A 25,470-nucleotide genomic window follows, 5' to 3' on the forward strand; every position below is an offset into this window, starting at 1 on the left:
ACATTGATTAAAAAGAATACCGTAATCCCAGCTGCACCTGTGCCCTGGAGTTGAGGAAATCAACTGAGTAAGGCGTGCCCGGGTTTTCGAAGGTATACACCGGGTATCCGCCCGGGTTTTGCCCTGCCGGGAATACCGGTGTTAAGCCGGTGCTGGCAGTGGAGTTAAATGTATTGGGAGAGAAATATACCTTGCCCCAGTTGCTGTTGACCAGGTGCGTTAGATTTACTACATCTACCGTAAAAGTAATGAACTGCTTTCCGCCAAAATGATACTCCTGTGCAAAGTGCAGATCCGCCTGTACATTCCACGGCGTGCGGCCGGCATTGCGCTCTGTGAACTGCCCGCGGCGGCTGCGCAGGTATTTATCGCCATCTATATAAGCATTAAAAGCGGCGGCCTGTTGTTCCGCAGAAATGCCTTTATCACGGAAGTAGTTGATAGCCTCATCCACATACGGAATGTATAATAAACTCACCTGCTGCGGTAATCCCTGGATGCTGTTGTTCACCACACCATAGGTAAACGGGCTGCCGGATTGCGCAGTGGCGAATATCGTAATGGTACTCACCCAGCTGTTGCTCCACGCTTTATGATAAGTAACGTTACCGACTATACGGTGACGTACATCAAAGTTGGACCATGCCAATCCCGGGTTGTTGGGACTCAGCGCCTGGTTCAGCTGCCAGTTACTTTCCATAGAGTTACGGATACCGTTGGAGATATCTTTGGAGCCTCCGTAGGTATAAGCCAGTGACGCCTGGATACCTGAAGGGAAGCTACGGTTTACGCTACCGGTAAAGCTGTAGCGGTAGCCTTTCTTCGTATTGCTTAACAGGTAAGCGTTGGAAAAATGCGGATCTGTGGTGCCGCTGTAAATGGGTTGCTGCCGGTCTTTATCATAAGCGTAATACTTCGGATCATCTTTGATATTCACCTGCTGAAACAGTACATCTTTCAACGTTTTGGTGTACATCGCTTCCACGGTGTATTTAAATCCTGCCGGGCTCACATAATCCAATCCTACACTACTGCGCCATACCTGTGGCATCACAAAGTTATTGTCAATCACATCTACCTGTGTTTTACCTGCGTTCCGGTTATTCATCTGTGCGCCGTTTTGCTCAATGAATTGTGCAATACCGTTGGGATTTGGTTGCAACGGATCGCTGCCGGGCACAAATACTTTTGTATCTGCCTTCTGATCAAAGGAACCGTAGTTGATGCCGTTGTTATAGTATGCGTAGGCGATCCAGGCAAAAGGAATGCGGCCGGTGAACAGGCCGGTACCCCCGCGGAGGATGAGGCTCTGATCGTTTTTCCAGTCGTAGCGGAAGCCAATCCGTGGCGACAGCTGCACTTTACCCAGGTAGCCGTTGTTGATACGGTTAAGCGGCGTATAGGCGTAGGTGTTACCAAAGGAGCCATCGGTGTATGCGTTCTGTGTTTTATCGCTCAGTACAGGTTTTTCCGGCAGCCAGGTATAATCGGCGCGTATACCGGGGATCACTTTCAGTTTGTCTGTTACCTGTATTTCATCCTGTGCGTATACGCTGTGCATGTTTACATTAAACTGTGCTTCCGGGTGTGCGAGGATATATTCGCGGTTGTTGTTGGTATAGTTGTAACTACCACGAACGCGGTAAGGATTGTTGTTCAGATAATCTTCAATGCTGAGGTAATCCACTCTCCCGTTCCAGCTGTTCACGAAGCCGTAGTCTATATGATACAGTTCATTGTGCGTACCGAGTAACACGGTATGTTTTCCTTTTCTGAAGGTAAGGTTATCAGAGATTTCGATGGTACGTTGTTTCATATCAAAGATGCTCGCCTCACGATCGGTACCGAGGTAGATAGTGGTACCGGGTGTACGGCCGGCGATCTGCACCTGTGGCAGCGATGGATCTGCATCCGGGTTACGCTTGTCGTGTACTACGCTGAAACCCGCGATGAAGCTGTTGGACCAGCGGTTGTTGAACCTCGACTTTATTTCCATCACGGTAGAACTCTGGTTATTTACCTGTTGATAGGCCATGCTGCTGAACCGGAAATCCTGCTGATCCCGATCCATGTTCATGGCTTTTGACAGAATGGTATTATTGCGGAAGGAGAGCTGGTGTTTATCGTTGATGTTCCAGTCGATGCGGTTAAAGAATTTCTGTGAGCGGGAGTAAGCCGTATAATTACCGGCGGTACCGGGATCAAACCCTTTGCCATAGCGATTCAGCGTAGCATTGCGGATATCGTCCGCGTCTTTTACGCTGAGGATCTGCGCGGTTTCAGGTTGACCGGCCAGCAGCTGCGCAGGGTCCTGGCGGGAAGTTATTTCTTCGTTGGTAAAAAAGAACAGTTTATTTTTTATGATGGGAAATCCGATCCGGACGCCTGCCTGGTAATCATAGAAGTCGCTGTTCATTTTGCCGTTGGGGCCTTTACCGGTGAGCGCAGCGTTGCGGCCAAAGCCATACACCGAGCCTGTTACCGCATTGGTACCGCTGCGTGTAACGGCATTGATACTACCGCCGGTGAAGTTCCCGATCTTTACATCGAAGGGGGCGAGGTATACCTGCATGTCTTCAATAGCATCCAGCGATACTGCGTTGGTGCGGGTACTGGAGCCGGGCATACCGGAGCTGCCGGTGATGCCTCCTGCGGACGGACTGAAGCCAATAGCGTCGTTGTTGATAGCGCCATCGATGGTCACGTTGTTGTAGCGGAAGTTGGTACCGGCAAAGGAGTTATCGCGGCTGCTCTGCGGAACCATTTTGGTCATGTCCTGCAGGCTGCGGGAGATGGTGGGCATATTTGCCAATTGTGTGCGGCTGATGTTTTGCCCTGCGCCGGTGGTGTTGGCGGAAGCAGCTTTCCTTGCGCCTTTGATGGTTACCGCAGCAAGATCTTTACCGGCAACGGCCATTACCACGTTGATTTGTACAGGTTCACCGAGGCGGACGTTGAGCTGTTCTCTTTTCTGCGGCTGCATGCCCATCATGGTAATGCTTACTGAGTAAGGGCCGCCGATACGCAGGCCCGGCAAATAGTAGCGGCCATCGGCGGTGGTGATTACGCCGTACTTTGTACCTGACGGTTCATGTATGGCCAGTACGGTAACACCGATGAGCGGTTCATTTTTATCGTTGGTGATTTTCCCGCTCAGCGTACCGTTTGTTTCCTGCGCATGTGCCAGGTGGCTGGTTGCCAGCAGTACGGTGAACAAATAAGCTATGTATAAAATTTTCTTCATCACTACTGATTTTCTTTTAATACCTGGTCTATGATGTGGAGTACCCCGTTGCCGGCCATAACGTTGGCTTTCTTCACCTGTGCGGCCGCGGCATTACCGGGGCCGGCGATGCTGATACCTGTGTATTTCACACCGGATTTCAGCAGGCTGATTTTCACGTTGTTGCCGTTGAGCATGGCCTGTTCTGTTTGATCGGATTCACCGGTGGTGAGGATATAATCGTATATGAATTTCCTGCCGGAGAACAGATGATATTGCAATAACTCCCGCAGTATGGCGGGATCTGTTGCGCTGATACTATCTGCAGCAAAAAAACCTGCGCTGCGGAAAGCTGTGTTGGAAGGTGCAAAAAAAGTGTAGGTGTTACCGGTAGTAAGCAGCTGTTTCATCCCTGCCTGTTGCAGTGCTACGTTCAGGAAGGTGAGCGAGGTATCTGAAGAGATGGCGTCCGACAATGTTTTATGTACCAATGGCTGCAGCACATTATCCAGCACCTGTATTACGCCGTTGCTGGCGGGCAGGTTGTAGGCGAGTAATGGCGTACCGTTGATGGTGAGCAGCGTATCTGTTCCTTTTACCCAGTGGGTAACGAACATCTTCGCGCCCGTGATAGCGGTAATTTCCTGGTTGAACTTAAACGGTAGTTTGTTCAGTTCCCATACCCCGTTTACGACGTGATAAGAGACCAGGTTGTTAAGAATGGCGCCGTCTTCTACCAACACCGACTGATCAGTGGGATAGCCTGCTTTTAAAAAGGCGTTGTTATCCGGTATCATCACTGTATATGGACCGGGGCCGGCCAGTGTGGTGCGGTAACCGGTTCTGCCCAGGGCAGTGTTGAAAGCAGAGAAGTTAAATTTGTTATCGTCGATGACGTAGGTGAGGCGGTTGTTTTCGTCCGTACCGGCCACCTTATCATCGTCTTTTGTACAGGCCGACAGTAACATTAACAACACGCCGGTATACTTCAATATTTTCATGGGTACGTTTGTTTAGTTGGGCAATTTGAACAGATCATCTACTTCGTGGATCACGCCGTTGAGCACACGGATATCTTTCTTTTTAAGACCGGTGTATGGTGTGTTTACGCCACGTCTTTTTACGCCGGGTTGTCCGTTGTTGCTGATAAAATCAAGGCTAATGTATACCGGCGGGCCGCTATATACCTGTCCTTTCTGGATCATCATTCCGCTGAGCCCCTGCGCGTTATCGGCGAGATCGTTGGAGAAGTACACTGGTCCTATCCTTGCGTCTCCGGTCAGCTGCAAGGCAGCGTATATTTCCAAACCGTGTGCAAAAAGAATAGAATCGATTGCTATCACCGGCTGCTGGTAGTACATATTTTCATCATAATCAGCGGGCGGCAGTGGCCATGAGCGCAGGCAATAGTTCAGAATATCATCTGCATTATGAAACCCATTCTTTATAAACGCATCGTTGTTGGGTGCGTACAGGGTAAGCTGTGCCACCGCTTCTGACGATTGCAGTACGGTCATTACGCCCAGGTTCATCCAAACGGAGTTATAGAGGCTATCGCAGACGAGCAATGCATCCCTGTAGAGGCTGAAGCGGGGCTCTGTGCTGATGTACTCCCACATCGTTTGCTGTGGTTTGGCGATGCAATGTTCCAGCGGGTAAATGAGGCCGTTGGTAGCTTCCCGGGATTGGCCCCATTTTGCCTGGGCAATGCCGTTTACCAGGAGGCTGTCGCCGTGTTTGCCGAGGAACAGGAAATCGATATAGTTTTTGCTGTACCAGTTGTCCCGGCCCGCCATTGAGCGCTCCGACAGGGTGGCGCCGGGCGTGTTGCCGGGTACTGCCGCAATGCTTTCCGGTGTGAGGCGGGCAGGCATCACATATATGGTGAGCAGTTCATCCAGTTCTTCTTTAGTGGCGGCCTTTATTTTTGCGGCGGTCCATCCGGCTTCATCAAAAGCTCTATCTGTGGGTACCAGCACCGTGTGAAAACCCGATCCGGATTGCCTTACCTTTTCATCCATACCGGATAATTGCCATGCCTCACGGAAACGGGTATACGGAGAAGTGGCCAGCAGTTGTTGCCAGGTTTTATCCGGGCCGGCTTCATGGGGCACGGGGTCGCCCACCGGCTCCGGTTCAATATCCTGTTTGCGGCAACCGGCCACCACCAGTAACAGTAATAAGAGTACGTGTATCTGTAATTTCATCTGATTCATTTTATTGCTTCATTAAATCCGGGTTAAACACCAGGTCGTCTATCACATGCACAATACCGTTGCTGCACAGGTGATCGGCATTTGTGAGCCCGCCTTTATATTGTACTATGGCAGGTCCTTCTTCGTTTGATCCCCAGTTTACGCCCACTCTTTTGCCGATGTAGACCGCCGACTCCTCTGTGCCGAGGTAGTTATTCCGCATATAACCGGGGGTGATACCATAGGTATCGTTGAAGTAGATAGTATTGGCGCCATATACATTGGTGCCGGACAGGATATAGCCATCCGTGGAAAAAATATGCATGGGCCGCATCATGAGGGCATAGATGCCGAAGGTGAGCGGTTTATAATCCGCGGATTTCAGGGTGGCAATTTTTTCCGCTGTTAAGCCGTACTTCAGGAAAGCGTTGTTATCCGGTACGAATAAGGTAAGCGGATCTTTTGTTTTCAGATCATCCCAGAGATTGAACTGTTTCATGACGGCGGCGAAGAGGGCAAGACTGGTATCTTTGGAGATATAGTCCTGTACCGTTTCTTTTTTATACTGCAATGGTTTGGCGAGGATGTGGATTACCCCGTTGGCCAATGCGATATTACGTTTGGCGCCGGTCATGATGTAGGCGCCATTCACAAATGTGAAGATGTCGTCTTTAATAAATTGTTCCTGTTTATCCACAGACACATAGAGCGCATCGCCGGTGAGGGAGAGATATTTATTATCCATCTGTTTCGGGAAGGTGGTAATAAAATACCGGTTGCGGATCATGTGATACCGCAGCATAAACCGCAGGCTGTCCACGTCCATACGGTCTATTTCTGCGGGTGTGCTGATACCTATCCTGTTAAAGGCCGCGTTATCCGTCGCAAAGAGCGTGATGGCTCCCGGCTGGTTTAATGAATCCAGCAAACCGGTTTTTTTGAGGGCGGCGCTTAACAGGCTCAGGTCGTAGTTATTTTCAATGAACACGCCCATGTTGCGGGGTATCGTGGTTTTATCTACCGGGGGGATGAGGTCATCTTTACTGCACCCTGCCATCAGCAACACTAACAGCAGTCCCATCATCTCCCTAAATCTATTAAAAGTTATATTCAGCATATTCATACAATAAGATGTTAATAAACAGGCGGCGCAAACTTCCGCTGGATGGTGGTTACATAAAATTTGCGGTTGATGTATTCAATGGTATTTACCGTAGCAAAAGAGCGTGGGTTGGTGGTACCGGAATGAATACTGACGATGAGTCCTGTGCGCAGGTCTGTTCTTATTTTGAAAGGCAGGTAAGATGTTTTGCCGGCATCGCCGTAATCGCCGAGGATAAGCGCTGAGTAGGCGCCTACCGGCAGGAAGTCGGGATAGCCGAGGTTTTCCGGGGAAAAGCCTGCTCCAAAAAATCCGAACTGCTGGCTCATGTTACCTGTAAAAATTTTATTGCCGCTGGTATCTGCAAACAGCGGGAAGCTGTAATACGGCGCCACACGCGGTTCCAGGGAATGTATGATTTGCCCCATCGGCACGCCCCTGTAACCCGGTAAAGGGGTGAGAATGGCATCCTTTCTTTTATTCAGTGAATAATACACCTGCATGGTATCCTGCAGCTTGGTACTCACCAGGTATTGGTTGGTGATTTCATTGGGCGACAGCCGGTACCAGTTTTTAGAACTGAGGTTGTAAAAATTCACGTACACCATTGAATCCGCAAACGGTTGTTTGGTAAAGGTTTCCTGGCGCAGGTACATAAACGGCTGCTGGCTTGTATATTCCGCAATAAGTGCGTGCATGGTATATACTTCGCCCGCGGTGAGATCGATGGTGGTATCGATCAGTGTAACGCCTCTTTCCAGTTTATCCAGTTCGAAGTAAGGCGTGTTGTTCAGTGGCCGGGTACGGAAAACGATGTGATGTTTTCCTGACGGTACCTGCGCCCAGCTGGACAGATCATATCCATTTAAGATAGGACCAGCCAGTACTCTTTTGGTGCCTGGATATTCCTTTTGCCAGATCACGTTGCTGGCGGCATCGGGGTAAGGCATGGCCCATTCGCTGCGGCGATCCAGGAAATCGCCGGTGATAGCGGCGCTGACCGGCACGCCTGCATCATCCATTACGGGATCTACGAGGAACACGAGGAAAGGCACCGGCACATCTTTATTATCGAGCGTGGCGTTGTACTCCAGGCAGTTGAACACGCGGAGATACGCCGGGCTGTTCAAGGTGGCATAATCCGTTTTGCGGCAGCTGTTAAAGAGCAGGGCGGTTGCACATAAAAGCAGCAAAAAATATTTCGACTTCATACTTAACTCAGTTGTTATGTTTCACAATAATCATCCGGGCTTTTTCTGTAGCATTGGCGGATGTGCTGCCTATGAGCGCTACCGTATAGATGCCGGGTTCACTTTGCGGCAGCTCCGGTGTTTTATAGAGTTCCGGGCGGGCAATAAACTGACGGCTGTTCAGCGGGGTGATGGTACGGATCCAGTTGCCGGGAAGGATGCCGGGCGCCGATGCGTACGCCAGGATCCTTTGCGGGAAATTGACATACATCATCACATAAGGATTGTCTGTTACCGGAGTTCCCAGCGCGATATGCTGCGCCGCCCGATTAGGGATACCCGTGAGATTGGGGAAAGACTGCCCATCGTCTGTTGTGAAGGTCACCTCTTCCAGGTCGGGGCAGCAATTCATGAAGCGGATCCAGAAGGGGTAGCTGTCTTTGAACATACCGTAGGTACCGTTATCGGTAGCCGTGCCGCCATAGAATTTCCCGCTCAGGTTATTGGCAGAGAAGGTGATAGCAGCTGTGCCATCTTTACGCTGATAGTACCAGAGCGTAAGGTTATCGCCCGGCTGCAGGGGTAAGGAACGTTCTGCCAGCACCTGTCCTTTTTCGTCTATTGCTTTTACTATATGCGTGCCCGTTATATACCGGCTATAGGTGGTTTGTTGGGTGTAATCCAGTGTGGCCCCCATCGGTTGACCATCTACCTGCCAGGATATTTTCCTGCCGGCAGCTACATTGATGCCCTGCATGCGGGCGTAGGTCATATTCACCGGTTCGGATATATCTGCGATGATGCGGAAAGAATTATTTTCTGTAGTGATAGTTTCCCCGTTGGGGTTACCGGTAGGCACTTTGGTATCGTAGTTACATCCTACCACGATGGTATAGATACCGCCGGGCTGGAATGTTTTTAGTGGTGCATACGTGAGCCAGGTGTCTTTACCGCCGCCGATGCCGGGCGTTCCCTGCAGATCCATTAATGTGCCCGTGGCAGGGTTGAGTAAGTTATACCCTCCGCTTGCCGGTACTTCTTTTCCTTCGCTGTTGAGTACTTTAAACTGATAGGTACCGTAGGGCAGTTCCACATAATCAGAATAAGCGCCGGGCATGATGCTGGACAGACCGGGTATGGCAGTACCATCTCCCAGCGTGAGCGTCATTGGTCCGTGGCGGAAAAGACCCGGCAGGGAATTGCTGCCCGGTAAGGAACTGAGATTAAGCAGGCGCACTTTGAAGCCGGCCGGATCTGATGCCGGTGAAACAGCGCGGGGAATACGGAACAGCGAATCCGTGAAACCGGCCGCATTGGGACGGAAGCGCACGAAGTAATAATCCGACGGGTTGTTCACCTCTTCCTGTACACTAAAAGGACGCGGTGATGGTACTGATAGTTTTGGAGACAAGCTGCTGAACAGGATGCTATCTGCCAGGCCATTTTTCAGCAGTTCCGCAGGAATGGTGAATGTAGTACCGAGGCGGCCATTTTCCGGAAACCAGCGGGTAGCCCGGGTTTCGTTGGGACCATAATTGCCTTCATAATCCGGCGCAATAAAGCTGGTGAGCTGCTGCCCACCGATAGTCAGTTCCGTAGCGCCTACGAGGTTCACCAGGCGAACGGTGGACGCGGTGACCGGTTGCTGGATAAAGCGGTTATCGTAAGTGTAGTCCAATTTCTTACTGCAGGCGCTGAACAAGAGCGCAGCAGCCATCCCTATGTATGTAATTTTCATTTTCATCATTCAGGTTTTACAGGTTGTAAGTCAGGCCCAGCATAAATTCTGTTCCCCGGTAAAAACTTCTGCGTACATACTTTTTGCCGTAGAACATACCACCGGTGCCGGGGTTCGCGTATACTTCCTCCACGGGCCTGTCGAGGATATTTTTGGCGAAGCCTTTTAAGGTGAGACGTTTCAGTAATTTTTGCGAGCCCACGAAATCCAGTACCGGGTTTGGCCGGGAGTAGAGATCCGGCGTACCATCGAGGTTTACCTGGATAAGCCGCTCTCCTACCATGTTAAAAGTGGCCGTGAAATCGGTGCCTGATTTAGTATTGTTGTAGTTAACGAATACATTCACGGAATACGGCGCCTGTTCAAACAGCGGGCTGTTGGCCGGTGCGCGGCGATCGATGGCGCGGGAAGATTCCAATCTCTCTTTCGTTTTCTTAATTTCACTTTGTGCCAGCAGCAGGTTGGATCCCAGGAAGAAATTTTTCATGGGCGCCCACAGCAGGCCGAGGTTTTTTACTACTTCCAGTTCTATTCCATACACCCGTCCTTTGTTGGGATCGTTCTGAAACTCTATTGCAGGGAATTCGGGGAACCGTGCTTCCAGTCCGGATGAATTTTGTTTAAACACCTTTGTTAACTGGTTATCTATCTCCTTATAAAAAACCGAAGCAGACAATACCTCACCTGGTGCGGGGAACCATTCCCAGCGAAAATCGTAGTTGGTGGTTTGTTGATTTTTCAGGTTAGGATTACCTACCACCAGTGCAAACTGGAAAGGATCAAAATCAAATACATTGGTGAGTTCCCTCAGCTCCGGCCGCGCCAACGTAGTGTTGTAGCCCAGGCGGAAGTTCATATTTTTATTCAGCGTATAGGTAAGGTTAGCAGAGTAGTAAGGTTCGTAGTCGGTTTTGTAGACAGAATTTGGTTCCGTGTACACCAGGTTCACTTTATTGCCGGAAGCATCGGTAGTAGTAATACTGGGATCGAGGAAAACATTGGCTGTATCCACAGACGCCTGGATGTCGGTCATTTCAAAACGCACGCCACCGGTGAGGCGCAGCTGCTCCGTGAGATGCAGATCGAGCATACCGTAGAAGGCGCGTGTTTCGTAGTAGCCTTTGTAGTTGTTGGGCGACTTCTGGATATTGTACAGATAGCCACCATTGCGGGGAGCGCCTTCCTCATTATACGACGACTGCGGGCGGATACCGATACGGTCGTAACCGATGAGCTGATCGAGATTGCCGCTTACTTCATATAAAGGCAGCGCGCCGTTGGTGGAGTAATTTGACCCCGGGAGATAGAGCACATTTTCATTGAAGCTTCTCCTGCGGTGCAGGTAGTTGACCCCGGTTTTAAATTCCTGCTTTTTGTTAAGCACTTTAAAAGGCAGGGTGAGATCTGCCTTATAGTTGTAATTATTTTCGTTGAGATGACGGAAGCGGCGGCCGTTGGGATCGGCCTGGATAATGCCATAGGGGCCATATCCGTTTACATACCCTGACACCAGTGAATACAGACTGGGCGAGTAGAGGTTTGGTGGCGTACCGCCTGGTTTATCCGGTACGCCGGGGTAGCTGGTACCGCCATTAATGCGATAATCTGCCAGGTTTACAAAGCGATAATCCGGATCGTCCTGTGCCGACGAAGAGGTAGCGAGGTTGTAGCTCAGCTTTGGCGCGTATTCTTTTTTTGTGAACTTATGCTCGCCCTGCAGGTTGAAGGTGTTGAGTGTGCGATAGCTTTGACGTAAGGAATACACGAGGTTATACACCTTGCCTGGCAGGCCGGTATATTCGTAGGCGCCGTGCAGGTTGCTGGCACGTGTTTCCGCACCACGGCTGCCCAGGTACTGCATACTTATTTCGTGCTGAGGGCTGAAGCGGTATGTGAGTCCACCCAAAAATCCATAGTTGAGTGTTTGTGTGCCGGTGTTTTCCTTATAATTTAAATACTTCCCAAGATTGATGTTGTTGGGGGTAATGTAGTTAGGGATTACACGGGGACTGTACAATACGCTGTTGCCTGTTAACACGCCCTGGTATACGCTGTACTGGGTGAGCTGGCCGTCGTAAATATCGTTGGTGCGGTTATAATAATTGGCGCCGGCTATTAATCCTACCTGGTGTTTCTTAAATACCGTATAACTGTTACCGTAAGTAACCGCATAGATCTGGTTCAGCGGCGCCGATTTATACTTTGTGGTGAGCACGGGATCGAAGCCGTGCATGATACCGCTGATGCGGTTGGCTTCCGCCAGCAGGGCCGGATCGTTGCGGCTGTTGGCGATTTTGCGCTGGATATCGCCCAGGCCGTTCGGGTACTGTTTGGACAGTTCCCGGAATTCCGGCGATAATCCTTTTGATTTTACCTTTTGCCCCAGAAAGCCCATGTCGCTGTTATAGAAGCTGTTCACTTTGCTGCCGGTTTGTGAGTTCATGCCCGTTTGCACGGTGATGGTGAGCATTTCCCGGTCGGGCACCGACTTTGTTTTGAGCTCCACGATACCGGCAGCGGCATCGGCAGGTTTATCGGAGGTAGTGGTTTTGTAGATGGTGATATTGTCCAGCAGGCCGGCGGGCACCAGATCGAGCGGGATGGCGCTCCTGTCGGGATCGGAAGAGGCCAGGCGGATGCCGTTGAGCTGGCCAATCACGGAGCGGTCGCCGAGGCCGCGGATGGCTACATACTTATCGTCGGTAACCGTTACGCCTGATACGCGTTGCAGGGCCTGGGTGGTGGTAATGCTGGCTGTTTTTTCGATGTTCTGGGCGGAGATCCCGTCGGAGATCATGGCGGAGTTTTTACGGTCGTTCAGCAGCATTACTTCCGTGTTGGAGCGCCGGCGGGCATCTACCGTTACGCCGCTCAGCGTTTTGCTGTCGGGTTTCAGTTGTACCGATAATACCGGCGCGCTGCCGGCTTTGATCATTTTGGTGGCATAGCCTACATAATAGATCACCAGCACATCCGAAGTATCTTTTACCTCCACTGAGAAGCGGCCGGATTCATCGGCCATCACTACACTGCCGGTACTTTGCGCCATGATTTCCGCGCGGGCGATGGGGCTGTTTTTAGTGGCGTCTGTCACCATCCCGCTGATGGTACGTTTCCGGGGCGCTGTTGATTGTTTGATAATGATTTTGCGTACCACTACTTTCCTGCCATCCACTGCTTCAAATTCCAACCCGGTATTTTGTAATAACCAGGTGATCACTTCCGCTACAGTTTTATTATTGAGATCGGCCGTATATTTTTTATCTACCGCCTTCATATCGGCAGGATTGTAGAAGAAGGTAATGCCGCCCTTCTGTTGCACTGTCATGAAACATTTTGCGATGGGCTCATTCCTGAAACTGATGCTGATCTTTTTCTGCAGGAAGCTTTCCTGTGCCATTGCCGGCAAAGTAAAGCATAGCAGGACCCACATACATCCGTGTAAAATTTTTTCCTTCATTCGTTTGTGATTTAAAAAAAGAAGATCCGTTACCAGCAGCTGTACGCCGATGGTTGTTAGCATTTCCGTTATGTTTGATGCTACTTAATTACGATGATGCCGTTTTTGTTTTTGTGAATAGTTAGCCGGTACGACAGGGATATCACTTTCAGGATATCGTTCATGGTGTCGGTTTCCTCGAATGCGCCGGTGAATTTCAGGTCGCTGATAGCCGGGGCAGTTTTTATTTTTACTCCATACAGCATCTCTATTTCCCTGAAAACATCGTTCAGCGATGATTCATTGAACAACAGCTTTTTGCTGGTCCACCCGGTGTTTACTTCCGTTTGTTTATAGATATAGATGGTTTCCTTGTCATATACCAGCTCCTCATTTTCCGTGAGCTGCTGCACCGCCGCACCGGCGGTAACCGCTACCCTACCCGTTTTCACGCTTACCTTTGGTTTTTCGATACCACTACTATCGGCCACCACGAAACTGGTGCCCAATACCTTCACGCTTAAATGCGGGCCGGTGATGATAAAAGGCGCCGTTTGCGGGGTGACCTCGAAGAATGCTTCCCCGTTCACCGTGATGTTCCTTTGTTTGCCGCGGAAGTATTGGGGATAAATAAGCGTGGTACCTCCATTGAGAATAGCTACCGAGCTATCCGGCAGGATTACCTTTTTTACCTGGTACTTCAATGCCGTAATGCTTTGCATGGGAACAGGATCCAGCCAGTTCTGCAACGCCAGCCGGTAGGTATAGGTAGCCCCGGTGGTTATGAGAATTAAGGCCGTAGCCGCATACCGCCATACCCTGATGCGTGGCGGCGCGATTTCCCTTTTCAGGTTATTCCACACCTCAAGGCGCTGCTCTTCCACATCGGCGGGCACCTGTTTTTCCTCCCAGGCTTTATCGAGGTAGGTGTTCAGCAGCGTAGCTTCCCTGTGGGTGGCATTGCCCGACAGGTAATTACTGACCAATCTTTTAAACTGTGCGATATTCATCCGGAACATTCTTCTATAGATATGTTCCTTTGGAGGAGGTGTTTGTCCCGAAGAAGTACGTTAAGGAATTATTAACTCATTACTTCCGCAAGGATCAGGGCAGCTGCGATATGGTGTCTTAAAGCCTTCAATGCTATGTGCAGCTGGTTTCTTACTGTTTTTTCGGAGAGATTTAATTTCCCGGCGATTTCCGCAATAGATAAATGATGCCGGCGACTCAGCAGGAATATTTCCCGCGTTTTTTCCGGTAAGGTGGTTAACTGGTTATCTATTTCTTTAAATACATCGGCCGTTTCCATCTTTTCCCAGATATCGTTTAACACCGGCATGATATACTCCTGCACGCGGTCCAGCTCCTCCGGCCGGTTCATGATTTCCTTTAGCTTTTTGATAGACTGGAAGCGGACGGCCTGGTGGAGATAGTTTTCGAGGGGGCCGCTCAGATTCAGCTTTTCTTTCCGCGACCACAAGGAGATGTATACCCCCTGCACTACGTCTTTTGCATCGTCTTTATTGCCAAGGATTTTGAGGGCGAAGGCGTAGAGCGCCGGCCAGTGTTGATTGAAACACCTTTCGAATGCTTTTGTGTCACCGGTACGGATAAGCGCTATATCATCATGAGCATGCAGCATGGCATTGTTTTGAGCAACGAGGCGAAATTAGGGGATTTTGTTGGGGGGGAGGTTTAAGGTATTGTTATGTTTTTTTGTGGAAATGGGGAGAAATTGCGAGATAATTGCAGCGGGAATCAGTAATTTAAAGTATGGAATTCAAAAAGTTTTAAAACATTAGAGATTATTCACCTGTAAGGTCAAACTTTCCATGAAAAGACAATTCATATGTATAAAGAAATCCGAAAATAATAGCCCTCTTTAGATAAGAAAATCGATACCTCAGCTTGTACTATCATTTGAAAAAATAAAGGAGAAGATAAATTCCTCAACAGAAATGATCAAGATCCAGTAACTAATACAAATACTTTAGCAAAAGCAATTACAATTTTCCAACTTTCCAAAATGAAAAAAAATGAAAAAAGCAAAAATCATGCTAACGACCATCACATTTTTCGCATTAATAGGTGGTAGTTTGGCTTATAAAAGTAACAGAGCTGGTTCCAGTTTTTTTATAAATGGAACTAATGGGAATTGCACACTCCCAACCGTGATGAATTATACCGTTGACTTCAATGGGACCAGTATTACACATGCCTCTACGCAAAGCTCAAACACAGCCTGTCAACAAATAACTGTGCGGCCATACTTGTAAACAATGAAAGGTATACTCCATAAATCTACAATTCTGCTAATAGCATTATAGAGTAATAAACACGATAGGAACTGAATAAAAACTAATTGCACCACTCACGGGAATAGGGACCTCAAATGTCATCGTAGAACAACCTCGTAATAAACATCAAAATTATGAACAAAGTAAAATTAGCAATAACAGCCATTGTTGTGCTAAGCGTAATCGGCGGGGCATTTGCATACAAAATCAATCGAATCGGCCTTAGATTCTTCTATCAGGCACCCGGCATGATTGATTGCATAGCACCAACAACACTGATTTATATCCCAGACTATGCAGGAACATATATAACATACTTATCTACCACAACTATCACGGGAAACTGTCCACAAATTAGATTGAGAATCCGTCTATAATTTTTCTCTACTCGACGGAAAATAGTTATAAGAATAAACGAACTAGTTATCAAAACGATAACGTATCACATATTTTAAATCGAAAAAACAAGCTAAAAGGGATTTACTTGGTGCCCAATCAAATAAGTGTTAACTTTAGCTACTACTTAACCAACAAAAAATCCCTGTACTGTCAGATCAAGTAGTAGCTATTACAAATAAGTCTCAAATATATTCAAACAAACAGGTCAATTTATCACTTTCATTAATTTCGATAAATTTTCAATCACTTTCTCCAATAAATATGAATTTTAAGGAGATTTTAATAGTCCAGCACCTGGTGTTACTATGGAGTCGTCCAATTCCAATTCATTATACGACATCCCATATCTTCTAGTGACGCTTCGTGTCATCCATTTAGGTGCTGGATTATTTTGTAAATAATGATCAAAAAATTGCTTCATTCTCACACTAAAATCTACTGCATCTCTCCCTAATACTGAATGATTACCCTCATATACTAACATCCAAGATTTTTTTCCCAATCGACGGAGAGAAACAAAAAATTCAATAATATTTTCCAATGGGCAAATATCATCGTTAATAGTATGCATCAACAATAACGGAGTACTTACATCCTTCGTATTAAATATGGCAGAATTCTTAATATAAATATCAGATTTATCCCATAACGTCCCTCCCATTCGCAATTGGCCAAACTCATACATCCCCTGCATGCTTTCACCAGAGCCTACTAAACTCCCATAGCTACTTATCCAATTTCCAATACCTGAGGCGGAACAAGCTGCGGCAAATATCTTAGTATGCGTCACCAAATAATTAGTCTGTATACCTCCCCAACTACATCCTTGGAGCCCCATTCTTTTGGCATCAACGTAGGATAGATCAGCAAGATAGCTTGCAGCCGAAATTATAGAATTATAAGCCCCCTGCATTGGATCTCCAATTCTATAATCAATATCAGGAGAAAAAATCAAATAGTCATTACTCACATAATATGGTATATTAATGGCACATCCAACACTTAAAATTTCAGGAGTTAAAAAAGCGTTCAGTCCATCAGATTTTTTCTCATAAAAATATAAAATAACAGGATACTTTCTCTGTGGATTAAAATTCTCTGGCTTATACAAAATACCCTGTATCGGAGTCTTATCTGGTGATAGCCAGGTATGCAATTCGGAAGTATACCAATTATAGTTTTTTTCAGGAAAAAAATCGCTCAACTGTCTGAAATTTTTAAAATTACATGTCGAAAAAAAATTCGGCGATTCAGTGGCACTCATTCTTCGCACAAGAAATATTCTACCATCAGCTGTTCCAACGGGTGGAAAATTCGAGTCAGGTGGTAAATAAGGATTCTCCTCGATGTCAAAAATATAAGGGGCCATTATTAATGAATCTAGCTTACCATCTCCGTTCGATTTCTTTTTATAAAATCCGTTATCCTTTGAATCAAGATTAAACGCCGATAAAATAAGCAGCTCATTTTTATGTATACCCCTAAAACCATAATCAGCCAATGCAAGAAAAAAAATTACATTATGCTTTTTACCATATCCTTCTGTTAAATTCAGTGGCGCTCTTCTTCCAGATGGATCAACTCGCCAAATATCTCGTTCTCCATAAATAAATACAGACTCGTCATCAGTCTCCCATCCTGCTACGCCCCTGCCATAACTTCCCTGGTAAACATTCTTTTCCCACTTTTCATTAATTCCGCTAGTGATACAACGACTATTCCCTGTCCCACTATTGTAAACAAAATATTGTTGTTGAGATGCATCAAAATAAATCGCATACTTACCAAAAGACGATAATTCAACTTTACGGTTACCTATACAACTGTCCATTTGAATTCTACATCCACTTCTAACTGAAACCAAAGTCCAGATATATTCCCCCTTCGTATTCCAATTCATTTCAGTTCCGGATACAATACTGGATTGATGACGAATTAACACTACAGAATCCTGTAGCTTTGGAAGAAAAACCCAATCATCAAAATCACCTAATTTAAAAAATCTATTGTCAGAAATCCGAAAGACCGCGGAATAACACTTATCATTCGACCTTCGCCTTTGTTGCGACTGCAACTCACTATCCATATAACTCCATATATTAACAATAGGCATTCGATTATCATCACCTCTGTGTCTTTCCGTCTTACGTATCATATTTAAGATTAGTTGATCTCCTTGCATAGTAAAACGCTCGATATTTTGTATCTCTAACTTACAACTATCAGGTATACTCAAAGGTCTCGCCTGCCTCATTCCTTTACGAAAATACCATACCGCATGCTCCCCAGAATCTGAGACAAATGCCACTTGATTTCGTATTCTATCCATCACTAAACTGCGAAATCCTTTACCTTTCCAGATAACTATCTTTGGAACACCAGCCCTACCCAACATGGTCAAAATTTGCTCATTATCTTTATTAGATTGCAATATTATCACCGTTTGTCCATTTTCTTTTTTAAACCATTGATTTACCGAAAGGAATTTATTGATTTTACCCGTTTTAATATTTATAGCTAAGAGATCGTCAGTCGATAGTTTAGATCGATAGAAAACCTCAAGTCCAATCAACTCAAATAAGGACACATTGGGAACGAAAGACCATTCAGTGGATTGTAAGTCTCCAATGCATAGGCTGTCGTGGGAATTTAGACAAACAACGAAGCGGCTATCGTTTGTAAATACGTACCATCCATTAATCAGGGTTTCCATTCTAAAACTCCCAACGGAATCAACAAGTATCAACCTCCCAATATTTGATTCACCTATTTTAACGACATATCCAATATATCTACCATTTCTACTAAGTCTAGGTTGACTAAGGGTCGGCCATTTGGCAAAAATCGAAGTATCAATGCGAGTCTTAATATGATTATAACTATTATAATTCGGCGCTTGCGCCCTGCAAAAAGTAAAGGTCATTAAATGCAGAAAAAGTAAATAAATGAACTTCATAGCTTAATTTTTTCTTACTGCTTAGTTAAGACTGCTTCTTACTGCCTGGTTAAGACTGGAATGCAACAAATAATTCTAGTCGATCGGATTAAACAAGTCATGGGGCATAAGACATATACACTCCTAAAAAGGATAAACAATATGATTACAGAATAGCAGATGTCTATCAATGCGTTTTACAATTAAGATATAAAAGGAAAAAAAATCAAAAAAAGCCATCTCTAAGCCATAAAAACTTAGAGACAGCTTTATTATCTAAATTATACGCGACAAACCCATAAATAAAACATGAAATTATAAGCTATGAATTCGTCACAACTGTTAAAAATTGATTAGTTCTGCAATCTTAATGTAATTGCTGGACAAGGTCCTGTAACAGGAGCAATTGACAGATTGGTTTTATATGTACCCTGAGCATCAACTACATAAGGAAAGGTAGTAGATGCAGTACAATCCGTCTGACCTGCAGTTACATAATACAATTTGGTTTGAGCTCCATTAGCCTTGAATGCCAATGCTCCACCGATAACTGCCAAAACAGCTACTACTGATAATGCGATTTTTGCACTTTTCATAATGATAGATGCTTTTATAAATCAAAAAGCTAAACTTTGTTTTTAAAGATGTGCCTACTCATTTTTAATGGCTTTCGGCTTCCCCATTTCGACTGATCCCGCTAGCAGGTTATAAATCAGTCCTTATTGCGCAATAAATTATTAATTTATATGTTCTACTAATTGCTCATATCTGATTCTCCCTGTAAACGCTGCATTTAGCTGTAATTTGTCATTATAAACCGCCGTATATGGTACCTTTTGCGTATGAAAATAGGTGCCAAACGCGAATTTATAGTCAACGCCAACAGTCACATTTGGGAAACGATCCAACCTAAAATATTGGTAAAACCATTTCATCTCGCTGTAAGGGTTAGTAGTGATTAGATAAAATTCAACCTTATGCAAGGTGTTCATCTTTTGAATAATTTCCTCCATCTGAGCATGGCAGAATGGGCAATTTGTACCGAAATAAAATAAAACTACAGGGTTTCCTTTTTTAACATTCCTGACATTAAAATAAGTCAAACTGTCTGGAAGAAGGATTTCAATTGACGGTAGAGATTCTCCTTCATGACCAGTCTTCAATGGAATATTAAACTGTAACCTCTTCTCAGTACTACTTAAAAGAGGGTATCCCATCAATCTACATACGCCTATATATAAAAACACGCCAGACACGATAATTATAGCAATTGCAATAAGTTCACCGCGCTTCATAATATACAGTTTAGCAAATCAAGATAATTAATGAACCTACTTAAGATGGAATACTTTCAATGCTTGTTATCGTTGTAACTATTTCGCCATCATTATGCTTATGGATAGATGTATCATTGGATGCTTTAATAAGGTATTCAATCAATAAGAAAGCAAATGATAGAGAAACAAGAATTGGGAATAACTGAAATCTAAGAGCTATTGATGAGGCAAAAACACTAAATCCAAAATTAACACACCATAGCGTACCGACTAATACTAGCCCTTTTGTTAGTAATGGAAACTTTGTATATCCACGCAATAACATAAAACTGATAATACCTAATATCAAAACCACGTTCATCATACCCACTAAAACAGGGAAATAGTTAAGTGTATTAACTTTGAAATCCTTAACCCGTGTCTTTAACTTATTGCCGTCATAATCGAACCATACTTGAGCCAATAAATTGACACTATCAACCCCAGTACTATAATGATCAAGAAACTCTACCGGAGGAGCATAGTATTTAATAGCATTTGGCAACAAAAAAAATTTTGCAAATTCCTTGGGATAACTGCGAATCAGAAAAGAGCCATAATCTCCCATCATAGGTGCAACTGTAGCCCACTTTTTCAAAGGAGAAGCTGCAGAATCCTTCTTGAACTGATTTAGCATATAAATAGTTAGTGGAGAATTTTCAGCCCACATATAAGTAGTTCCTGCCATGATCAACTCATATGGATATTTTTTAATATCTCTAGTAGAATCAAAATAACTACGCACTAGCCCGTCAATTTCCTGAAATCTCCTGGGCACCTTCTTAATTTTGCCTTTATCAATAAATCTATATGCATAAAGAGCATTATTGGCAAGCTGCCAACCACTAAAAGGAGTAAACTGCTTATAACCGCTTAGTTTCTCATACTTCAAACTCGTTATCTGCATAAAAGCACCTATTAGAACTATGCTGATAACAAAACCTAAAATATTCATTAATACTTTTCTCCTTGCCAGTAATACCGCTACAACACTAATAATGGGATAGAAGAGAGCGTTATACCTAACTGTGAATGCAATAAAAAGCAACAACGCATTTATAACGACCAAGCGCCTAGTAGGGTAATTCATTATCCATATCAGTAAGGTAAACCAAGTCATACTAATTGAAAGAAAGAGGGCATCGCTCGAAATATAATTTGCCAAATATAAGTATACAGGATTCAAGATAGCTCCCAACCAGAGTAATACCCTGGTCAACTTCAAAGGGGTATAAAAATAAAAAAGCGTAAAAACAAAATACAATGAACTCATTTGCAATAACAGGTATTGTATTGCAACCACCATCGTATCAGAATGAGTGAAAACGCTTATTAATCTTAGAAATTTTGAATATCCAATGGGATAAGTATTTATAAACAAGTTATGATAAGCCGTATCTAAATAGACAAATGAATCTCCATTGATAAACCCAGCAAATGGATAAAAATATTTAAAAAAAATAAACTGAAGAAGAATAATTGGAATTGTAAGCATTACAAACCATCTATTCTGTGAATTATTGAAAACAAAATCCTTAAATCCCATATTAAACATTAGTTTATTTTCAAAATAAATTGAAAAATAGGTTATCCAATTGGCATCCATTTATCAACAACCATTATAATCACAACATACGCTAATAGAATACTCATAAATATCTCATAAATATCTCATATTGGCCTACTAATCACCAACTCCTATACTTTAATTATAAAGCAAGCTAGCCTATAATTCGCTGCACAATACTACTTAAATTAGCTTGAGTTAAGTATACTATTAACTATGACGACAAGGGTATTAGCCCAATGAATGATGATCATTTACTGTATGTAGGTCATTTATGAATTACCACATTTAAATTCACTCATTATCATAGTAAATAATCGCATAAAATGGAATACAATTGAAAATTGATAACAGATATGATCAGTCAAAAAAGAGGTGCTCCAGAACTATGGCAAAGGTTAGCACTGAAATCACAGAAAGAAGAACTGTCAATGACATGGCTTAAGTTATTTGAGGGTCTTATAATTAATAGAGACTCGATTCGCGAGACAAGCGAAATATTCGTCCATCTATCTATCGCTAATTGAATTTCTATTCTTATAAAATCAAAATTACTTTTATTCACTGCAATGTCCACACAGCAAGTATTTTTTTAAATAAAAACTTAAAGACTCATAAAGCGCACCTTGTCTTATAAAACTGCAATACGGTTGCACTCAAATAATTGAATTTAGCATTATTGGCAATCCCTCATTATGAAACAATTAGCATTGTTTTTTATCATAACATTGTTTGCACTTCCGACCTTGTCGCAATCAACCCATAGAGTTCAAGTAAATGGCCGTGTTTCTGACAAGGAGACGACTAATTGGTTATCATTAGCAACAGTATCTTGCCTAAACGCGAAAGATTCATCCACTATCGAAATCACATTAACTGATGAGAGTGGAAGATTCAAAATAGACAGTCTATTAACTGGCAACTATATTCTCACAATATCATTCATTGGATACAACTCTCTGCGTTATCCTGTAACAACTACTGCTAGCCAAACTTCCATCAACCTTGGGAATATATCTATACAAAAGACAGGCTTGACACTAACCCAGATCAATATCGTCCAATCAATTAGTCCAGCAAAAATTAAAAAAGATACAATTGAATTTAATGCGAGCTATTTTAAACCTAAAGACTATGATTTAGTTGAAGATCTATTAAAAAAAATACCAGGAATCCAAATAGACAATAGTGGCATTATTAGTATTAATGGAGAAATAATTAAAACAATAATGGTTGATGGACGACGTATCTTTGGGAGTGAAGATCTAAGATCTGTGAGTCAAAATCTCCTAGCTAGTATAATAGATAAGGTACAACTAATAGAGCAAAAAAAAGACAAGGCAACCTCAATAGTAGCTGATGGTCCCAAAATCGAAAAAGTGATTAACATTACAACTAAGAAAAATATTCAAGACTTAATAAATGGACAACTAACCACGGCAATTGGCACATCCGAAAGATTCGGAGCTAAAACCAACTTAAACCAATTTAATAAAAATCAACAAATTATACTCATTGCCAACGGAAATAATATAAATGGACTACTTGACAATAAGAATATGGGAAACAATGGTATCGAAAAAAAATGGGAAATGGGAATTAACTATAACAAGGACATCAACACTAAACTTACACTTAGTACCAATTATATAATGCAGTTAGGAGAAAATACATATGAACGAAGGAGTTCCAAGCGGACGATCAACAATGATGCAGAATACTACTATAATCAACAATCCGTGAATAAAACAAAAAGCTTATCGCATAGAATCTATGCGCAACTAGAATATAAGATTGATACGCTAAACAGAATAATAATCACTAATCAATTAGGAATTACTAATATAAAGAACCTTCTCGAAAATCAGTATGAGTCACTAAGTACGAATTCAATTATCCTTAATAATGGACTCTCCCATGAGAAAAATAGGACTACGGCAAAATCTGCATCTACTAATATTTCTTTCGAAAAAAAATACAAGAAAGTAGGTCGTTCAACGAATATGGTGATTGGATATGCTCAAAATAATCATACTAAGAATGAAAATAATGAATCTAGTAGTTTTTACAATAACAATACCGGAGAATCTGTACGGGACACCATAAACACCAATGCGAAACAGTCTGGAAACGTCAACCAATTATTCCTTAGCCTGGCTCATACAGAGCCGATTTCAAGAAAACAATTTCTATTATTTGCATATGGCGAGGACTATATGAATAGGCCGCTTATTAAATCTGCATTCAATTACAACTACTTAACTCATTCCTACAACATTCCAAATGACAGTCTAAGCAGCAACTTAAAATACACATCTTTTCAACGATTTGGGAAAATTGGCATTGCTAATCAAACAGGCAAAATAGAATATACTATCTCACTTGCTGGTATAATTTCAGGTATGCGTAATTTAAATAGACTCTCCACTGAAAGTATAAAAATGTGGTCATCTAATTTTCTTCCTAACTTGTTTTTAAATTACAACCTCACAAGCAGTAAAGCTTTAAAATTCGTCTACTATCGAAACATCCGATATCCTGAGATGAACGAACTCCAGTCCATTGTCGACAATAGTGATCCAATGTATATAAAAAAGGGGAATCCAGAATTAAAACCAAGTTCAATCGAATCACTTGAATTATCTTTTAGTAATTTCAATCAAAGTAACTTAAGTTTATTCGCAATATCATTTTTCGGAGAGTATATAAAAAATCAAATTGTTACAGGCATTTGGTTTGACTCACTAGGCAGGCAGACTCTTCAGCCATTAAATTTAAGTGGGGCTTCCAAGGTTGGAATAAATGTAAATAGCAGCACCTCTTTGAAGAACTCAATGGGAACTATTAGATCTAACACTACCATCAATTATAATAATGACTTAAACTCTTTGAATAGTGCAGTTAGCAACTATAAAACCATAAGTATAAATCAGATGATAGTGTACAATTATAACACGAAAAATATATTTGACCTATACATATCCGGAAACATCATCTACAATCATGCTCAATATGACTCAGATTATCTAAAAAAAAACACTACAATTAGATACAATTGGGGCTTAGACGCTACTCTAAATCTTCTTGCGGGCATCTCTATAAATAGCACGATTAATTATGAGTGGTTAGATGGAAATATAACAAATTACAATATAAAAAAAATAATGTTAAATGCTAATATTTCCAAAGTATTATTTCGAAAAAAACAGGGATTAATTAAGTTACAAGCATTTGATATACTAAAGCAAAACATACAAGTTAGCAGAAACATTGGAGTCAATTACATTGAGGACACCCAAACAAATGTATTGCATCGTTTCTTTCTACTTAGATTCATGTATTTGATTGGTAAAAAATAGCATCATAAAATGTAAATCTCAATACTTAACAGTTGTCAAAATGAAAAGGGAACAATTCAGGTACTTCCTTTAACTGTAATAGTTAGTAGTTGATCCGACAGTTGAGGATTTTGTTTTTAATTTTCAAACGTATTTAAATTGAAGAATTAAGCAGCAGGTGACGTTTGACCAAGCTGCTTTTCTTTAGCCAAGATAAGGGATTCTATGAACGTTTCCATTGGCGTTTTACCGAAGCAATACCGGCCGCTATGAGGACGCTCTTGGTTATAGTATAGTAACCATTCGTCAAGATCTGCTTGAAGCGCTTCCAGGTTCAGGTAGAGTTTTCTGCGGAAGGTCACAGCATAGAACTCTTCTTGCATCGTCCGATGTAATCGTTCGCAGATCCCATTGCTTTGCGGATGACGGACCTTAGTCTTACTATGGTCAATGTCCTCAAGCTGCAAATAGAGTTCGTATTCATGGTTCTCCGGTCTGCCATTGAACTCGGTTCCCCGATCTGTCAACATTCTTAAAATGGGAATTTCGTGCTGCTCAAAGAATGGTATTACGCGGTCATTGAGTACATCTGCTGAAGTAATCGCATGCTTACTAGTATAGAGCTTCGCAAAAGCCACACGGGTATAAGTATCTATGACTGTTTGCTGGTAAATGCGGCCTACGCTGGATATTACGGTTAAAGTGTACCAGTATTTCACCGCAAAGTGTAC

Annotated in this window: 14 protein-coding genes and 1 pseudogene; 1 reads left to right on the plus strand and 14 read right to left on the minus strand. The window is 43.4% G+C overall.

Annotation, left to right across the window (positions count from 1 at the left end):
- Positions 1-7: 7 nt before the first annotated feature.
- From ACMXI2_RS20340 to ACMXI2_RS20400, 13 genes are all read right to left on the minus strand, one after another.
- Entirely contained in the window at positions 8-3,244 is a 3,237-nt protein-coding gene (locus tag ACMXI2_RS20340; RefSeq protein WP_483777903.1) for a TonB-dependent receptor, read from the minus strand.
- Positions 3,245-3,246: 2 nt separating this feature from the next.
- Complete coding sequence (locus ACMXI2_RS20345) at positions 3,247-4,224, minus strand: fasciclin domain-containing protein (protein ID WP_483777904.1); 978 nt, start codon at positions 4,222-4,224, stop codon at positions 3,247-3,249.
- A 12-nt stretch (positions 4,225-4,236) separates the two neighbouring features.
- The gene (locus ACMXI2_RS20350; RefSeq protein WP_483777905.1) at positions 4,237-5,430 is read right to left on the minus strand and encodes a fasciclin domain-containing protein; all 1,194 of its coding nucleotides are present in this window, start codon (positions 5,428-5,430) and stop codon (positions 4,237-4,239) included.
- 10 nt (positions 5,431-5,440) lie between these two features.
- Positions 5,441-6,502 carry a fasciclin domain-containing protein gene (locus ACMXI2_RS20355; RefSeq protein ID WP_483777906.1) on the minus strand — a complete coding sequence of 354 codons (1,062 nt, stop codon included), beginning with the start codon at positions 6,500-6,502 and terminating at the stop codon, positions 5,441-5,443.
- Positions 6,503-6,552: 50 nt separating this feature from the next.
- A complete protein-coding gene (locus ACMXI2_RS20360) occupies positions 6,553-7,731 on the minus strand; it encodes a hypothetical protein (protein ID WP_483777907.1) in 1,179 nt (392 codons plus the stop codon).
- 7 nt (positions 7,732-7,738) lie between these two features.
- Positions 7,739-9,448, minus strand: a complete 1,710-nt coding sequence (locus tag ACMXI2_RS20365) for a hypothetical protein (RefSeq protein WP_483777908.1) — start codon at positions 9,446-9,448, stop codon at positions 7,739-7,741.
- 16 nt (positions 9,449-9,464) lie between these two features.
- A complete protein-coding gene (locus tag ACMXI2_RS20370) occupies positions 9,465-12,971 on the minus strand; it encodes a TonB-dependent receptor domain-containing protein (protein WP_483777909.1) in 3,507 nt (1,168 codons plus the stop codon).
- A 17-nt stretch (positions 12,972-12,988) separates the two neighbouring features.
- Positions 12,989-13,897 carry a FecR family protein gene (locus ACMXI2_RS20375; RefSeq protein WP_483777910.1) on the minus strand — a complete coding sequence of 303 codons (909 nt, stop codon included), beginning with the start codon at positions 13,895-13,897 and terminating at the stop codon, positions 12,989-12,991.
- A 71-nt stretch (positions 13,898-13,968) separates the two neighbouring features.
- A complete protein-coding gene (locus ACMXI2_RS20380) occupies positions 13,969-14,529 on the minus strand; it encodes an RNA polymerase sigma factor (RefSeq protein ID WP_483777911.1) in 561 nt (186 codons plus the stop codon).
- A gap of 1,322 nt (positions 14,530-15,851) precedes the next feature.
- Positions 15,852-18,539 carry an alpha/beta hydrolase family protein gene (locus ACMXI2_RS20385; protein WP_483777912.1) on the minus strand — a complete coding sequence of 896 codons (2,688 nt, stop codon included), beginning with the start codon at positions 18,537-18,539 and terminating at the stop codon, positions 15,852-15,854.
- A 332-nt stretch (positions 18,540-18,871) separates the two neighbouring features.
- Complete coding sequence (locus ACMXI2_RS20390) at positions 18,872-19,114, minus strand: hypothetical protein (RefSeq protein ID WP_483777913.1); 243 nt, start codon at positions 19,112-19,114, stop codon at positions 18,872-18,874.
- Positions 19,115-19,255: 141 nt separating this feature from the next.
- Positions 19,256-19,813: a TlpA family protein disulfide reductase gene (locus ACMXI2_RS20395; RefSeq protein WP_483777914.1), complete on the minus strand. Its 558-nt coding sequence runs from the start codon at positions 19,811-19,813 to the stop codon at positions 19,256-19,258.
- A 40-nt stretch (positions 19,814-19,853) separates the two neighbouring features.
- Positions 19,854-21,380, minus strand: coding sequence for a hypothetical protein (locus ACMXI2_RS20400; protein WP_483777915.1), 1,527 nt, complete (start codon positions 21,378-21,380; stop codon positions 19,854-19,856).
- 716 nt (positions 21,381-22,096) lie between these two features.
- On the opposite strand from ACMXI2_RS20400, the gene ACMXI2_RS20405 reads away from it, so the two are divergent.
- Complete coding sequence (locus ACMXI2_RS20405) at positions 22,097-24,760, plus strand: outer membrane beta-barrel protein (RefSeq protein WP_483777916.1); 2,664 nt, start codon at positions 22,097-22,099, stop codon at positions 24,758-24,760.
- A 146-nt stretch (positions 24,761-24,906) separates the two neighbouring features.
- Here the strand turns inward: ACMXI2_RS20405 and ACMXI2_RS20410 are convergent.
- Positions 24,907-25,431, minus strand: a pseudogene (locus ACMXI2_RS20410) (integrase core domain-containing protein); the annotation flags it as partial.
- Positions 25,432-25,470 lie beyond the last annotated feature (39 nt).

Source organism: Chitinophaga sp. G7 BAM 1005 (assembly GCF_057126945.1).

Bases quoted from the DNA above. Each gene is read 5' to 3' on its own strand.
- ACMXI2_RS20340 (WP_483777903.1), bottom strand. From the start codon at position 3,244: ATGAAGAAAATTTTATACATAGCTTATTTGTTCACCGTACTGCTGGCA.
- ACMXI2_RS20345 (WP_483777904.1), bottom strand. From the start codon at position 4,224: ATGAAAATATTGAAGTATACCGGCGTGTTGTTAATGTTACTGTCGGCC.
- ACMXI2_RS20350 (WP_483777905.1), bottom strand. From the start codon at position 5,430: ATGAAATTACAGATACACGTACTCTTATTACTGTTACTGGTGGTGGCC.
- ACMXI2_RS20355 (WP_483777906.1), bottom strand. From the start codon at position 6,502: ATGATGGGACTGCTGTTAGTGTTGCTGATGGCAGGGTGCAGTAAAGAT.
- ACMXI2_RS20360 (WP_483777907.1), bottom strand. From the start codon at position 7,731: ATGAAGTCGAAATATTTTTTGCTGCTTTTATGTGCAACCGCCCTGCTC.
- ACMXI2_RS20365 (WP_483777908.1), bottom strand. From the start codon at position 9,448: ATGAAAATTACATACATAGGGATGGCTGCTGCGCTCTTGTTCAGCGCC.
- ACMXI2_RS20370 (WP_483777909.1), bottom strand. From the start codon at position 12,971: ATGCTAACAACCATCGGCGTACAGCTGCTGGTAACGGATCTTCTTTTT.
- ACMXI2_RS20375 (WP_483777910.1), bottom strand. From the start codon at position 13,897: ATGAATATCGCACAGTTTAAAAGATTGGTCAGTAATTACCTGTCGGGC.
- ACMXI2_RS20380 (WP_483777911.1), bottom strand. From the start codon at position 14,529: ATGCTGCATGCTCATGATGATATAGCGCTTATCCGTACCGGTGACACA.
- ACMXI2_RS20385 (WP_483777912.1), bottom strand. From the start codon at position 18,539: ATGAAGTTCATTTATTTACTTTTTCTGCATTTAATGACCTTTACTTTT.
- ACMXI2_RS20390 (WP_483777913.1), bottom strand. From the start codon at position 19,114: ATGAAAAGTGCAAAAATCGCATTATCAGTAGTAGCTGTTTTGGCAGTT.
- ACMXI2_RS20395 (WP_483777914.1), bottom strand. From the start codon at position 19,813: ATGAAGCGCGGTGAACTTATTGCAATTGCTATAATTATCGTGTCTGGC.
- ACMXI2_RS20400 (WP_483777915.1), bottom strand. From the start codon at position 21,380: ATGGGATTTAAGGATTTTGTTTTCAATAATTCACAGAATAGATGGTTT.
- ACMXI2_RS20405 (WP_483777916.1), top strand. From the start codon at position 22,097: ATGAAACAATTAGCATTGTTTTTTATCATAACATTGTTTGCACTTCCG.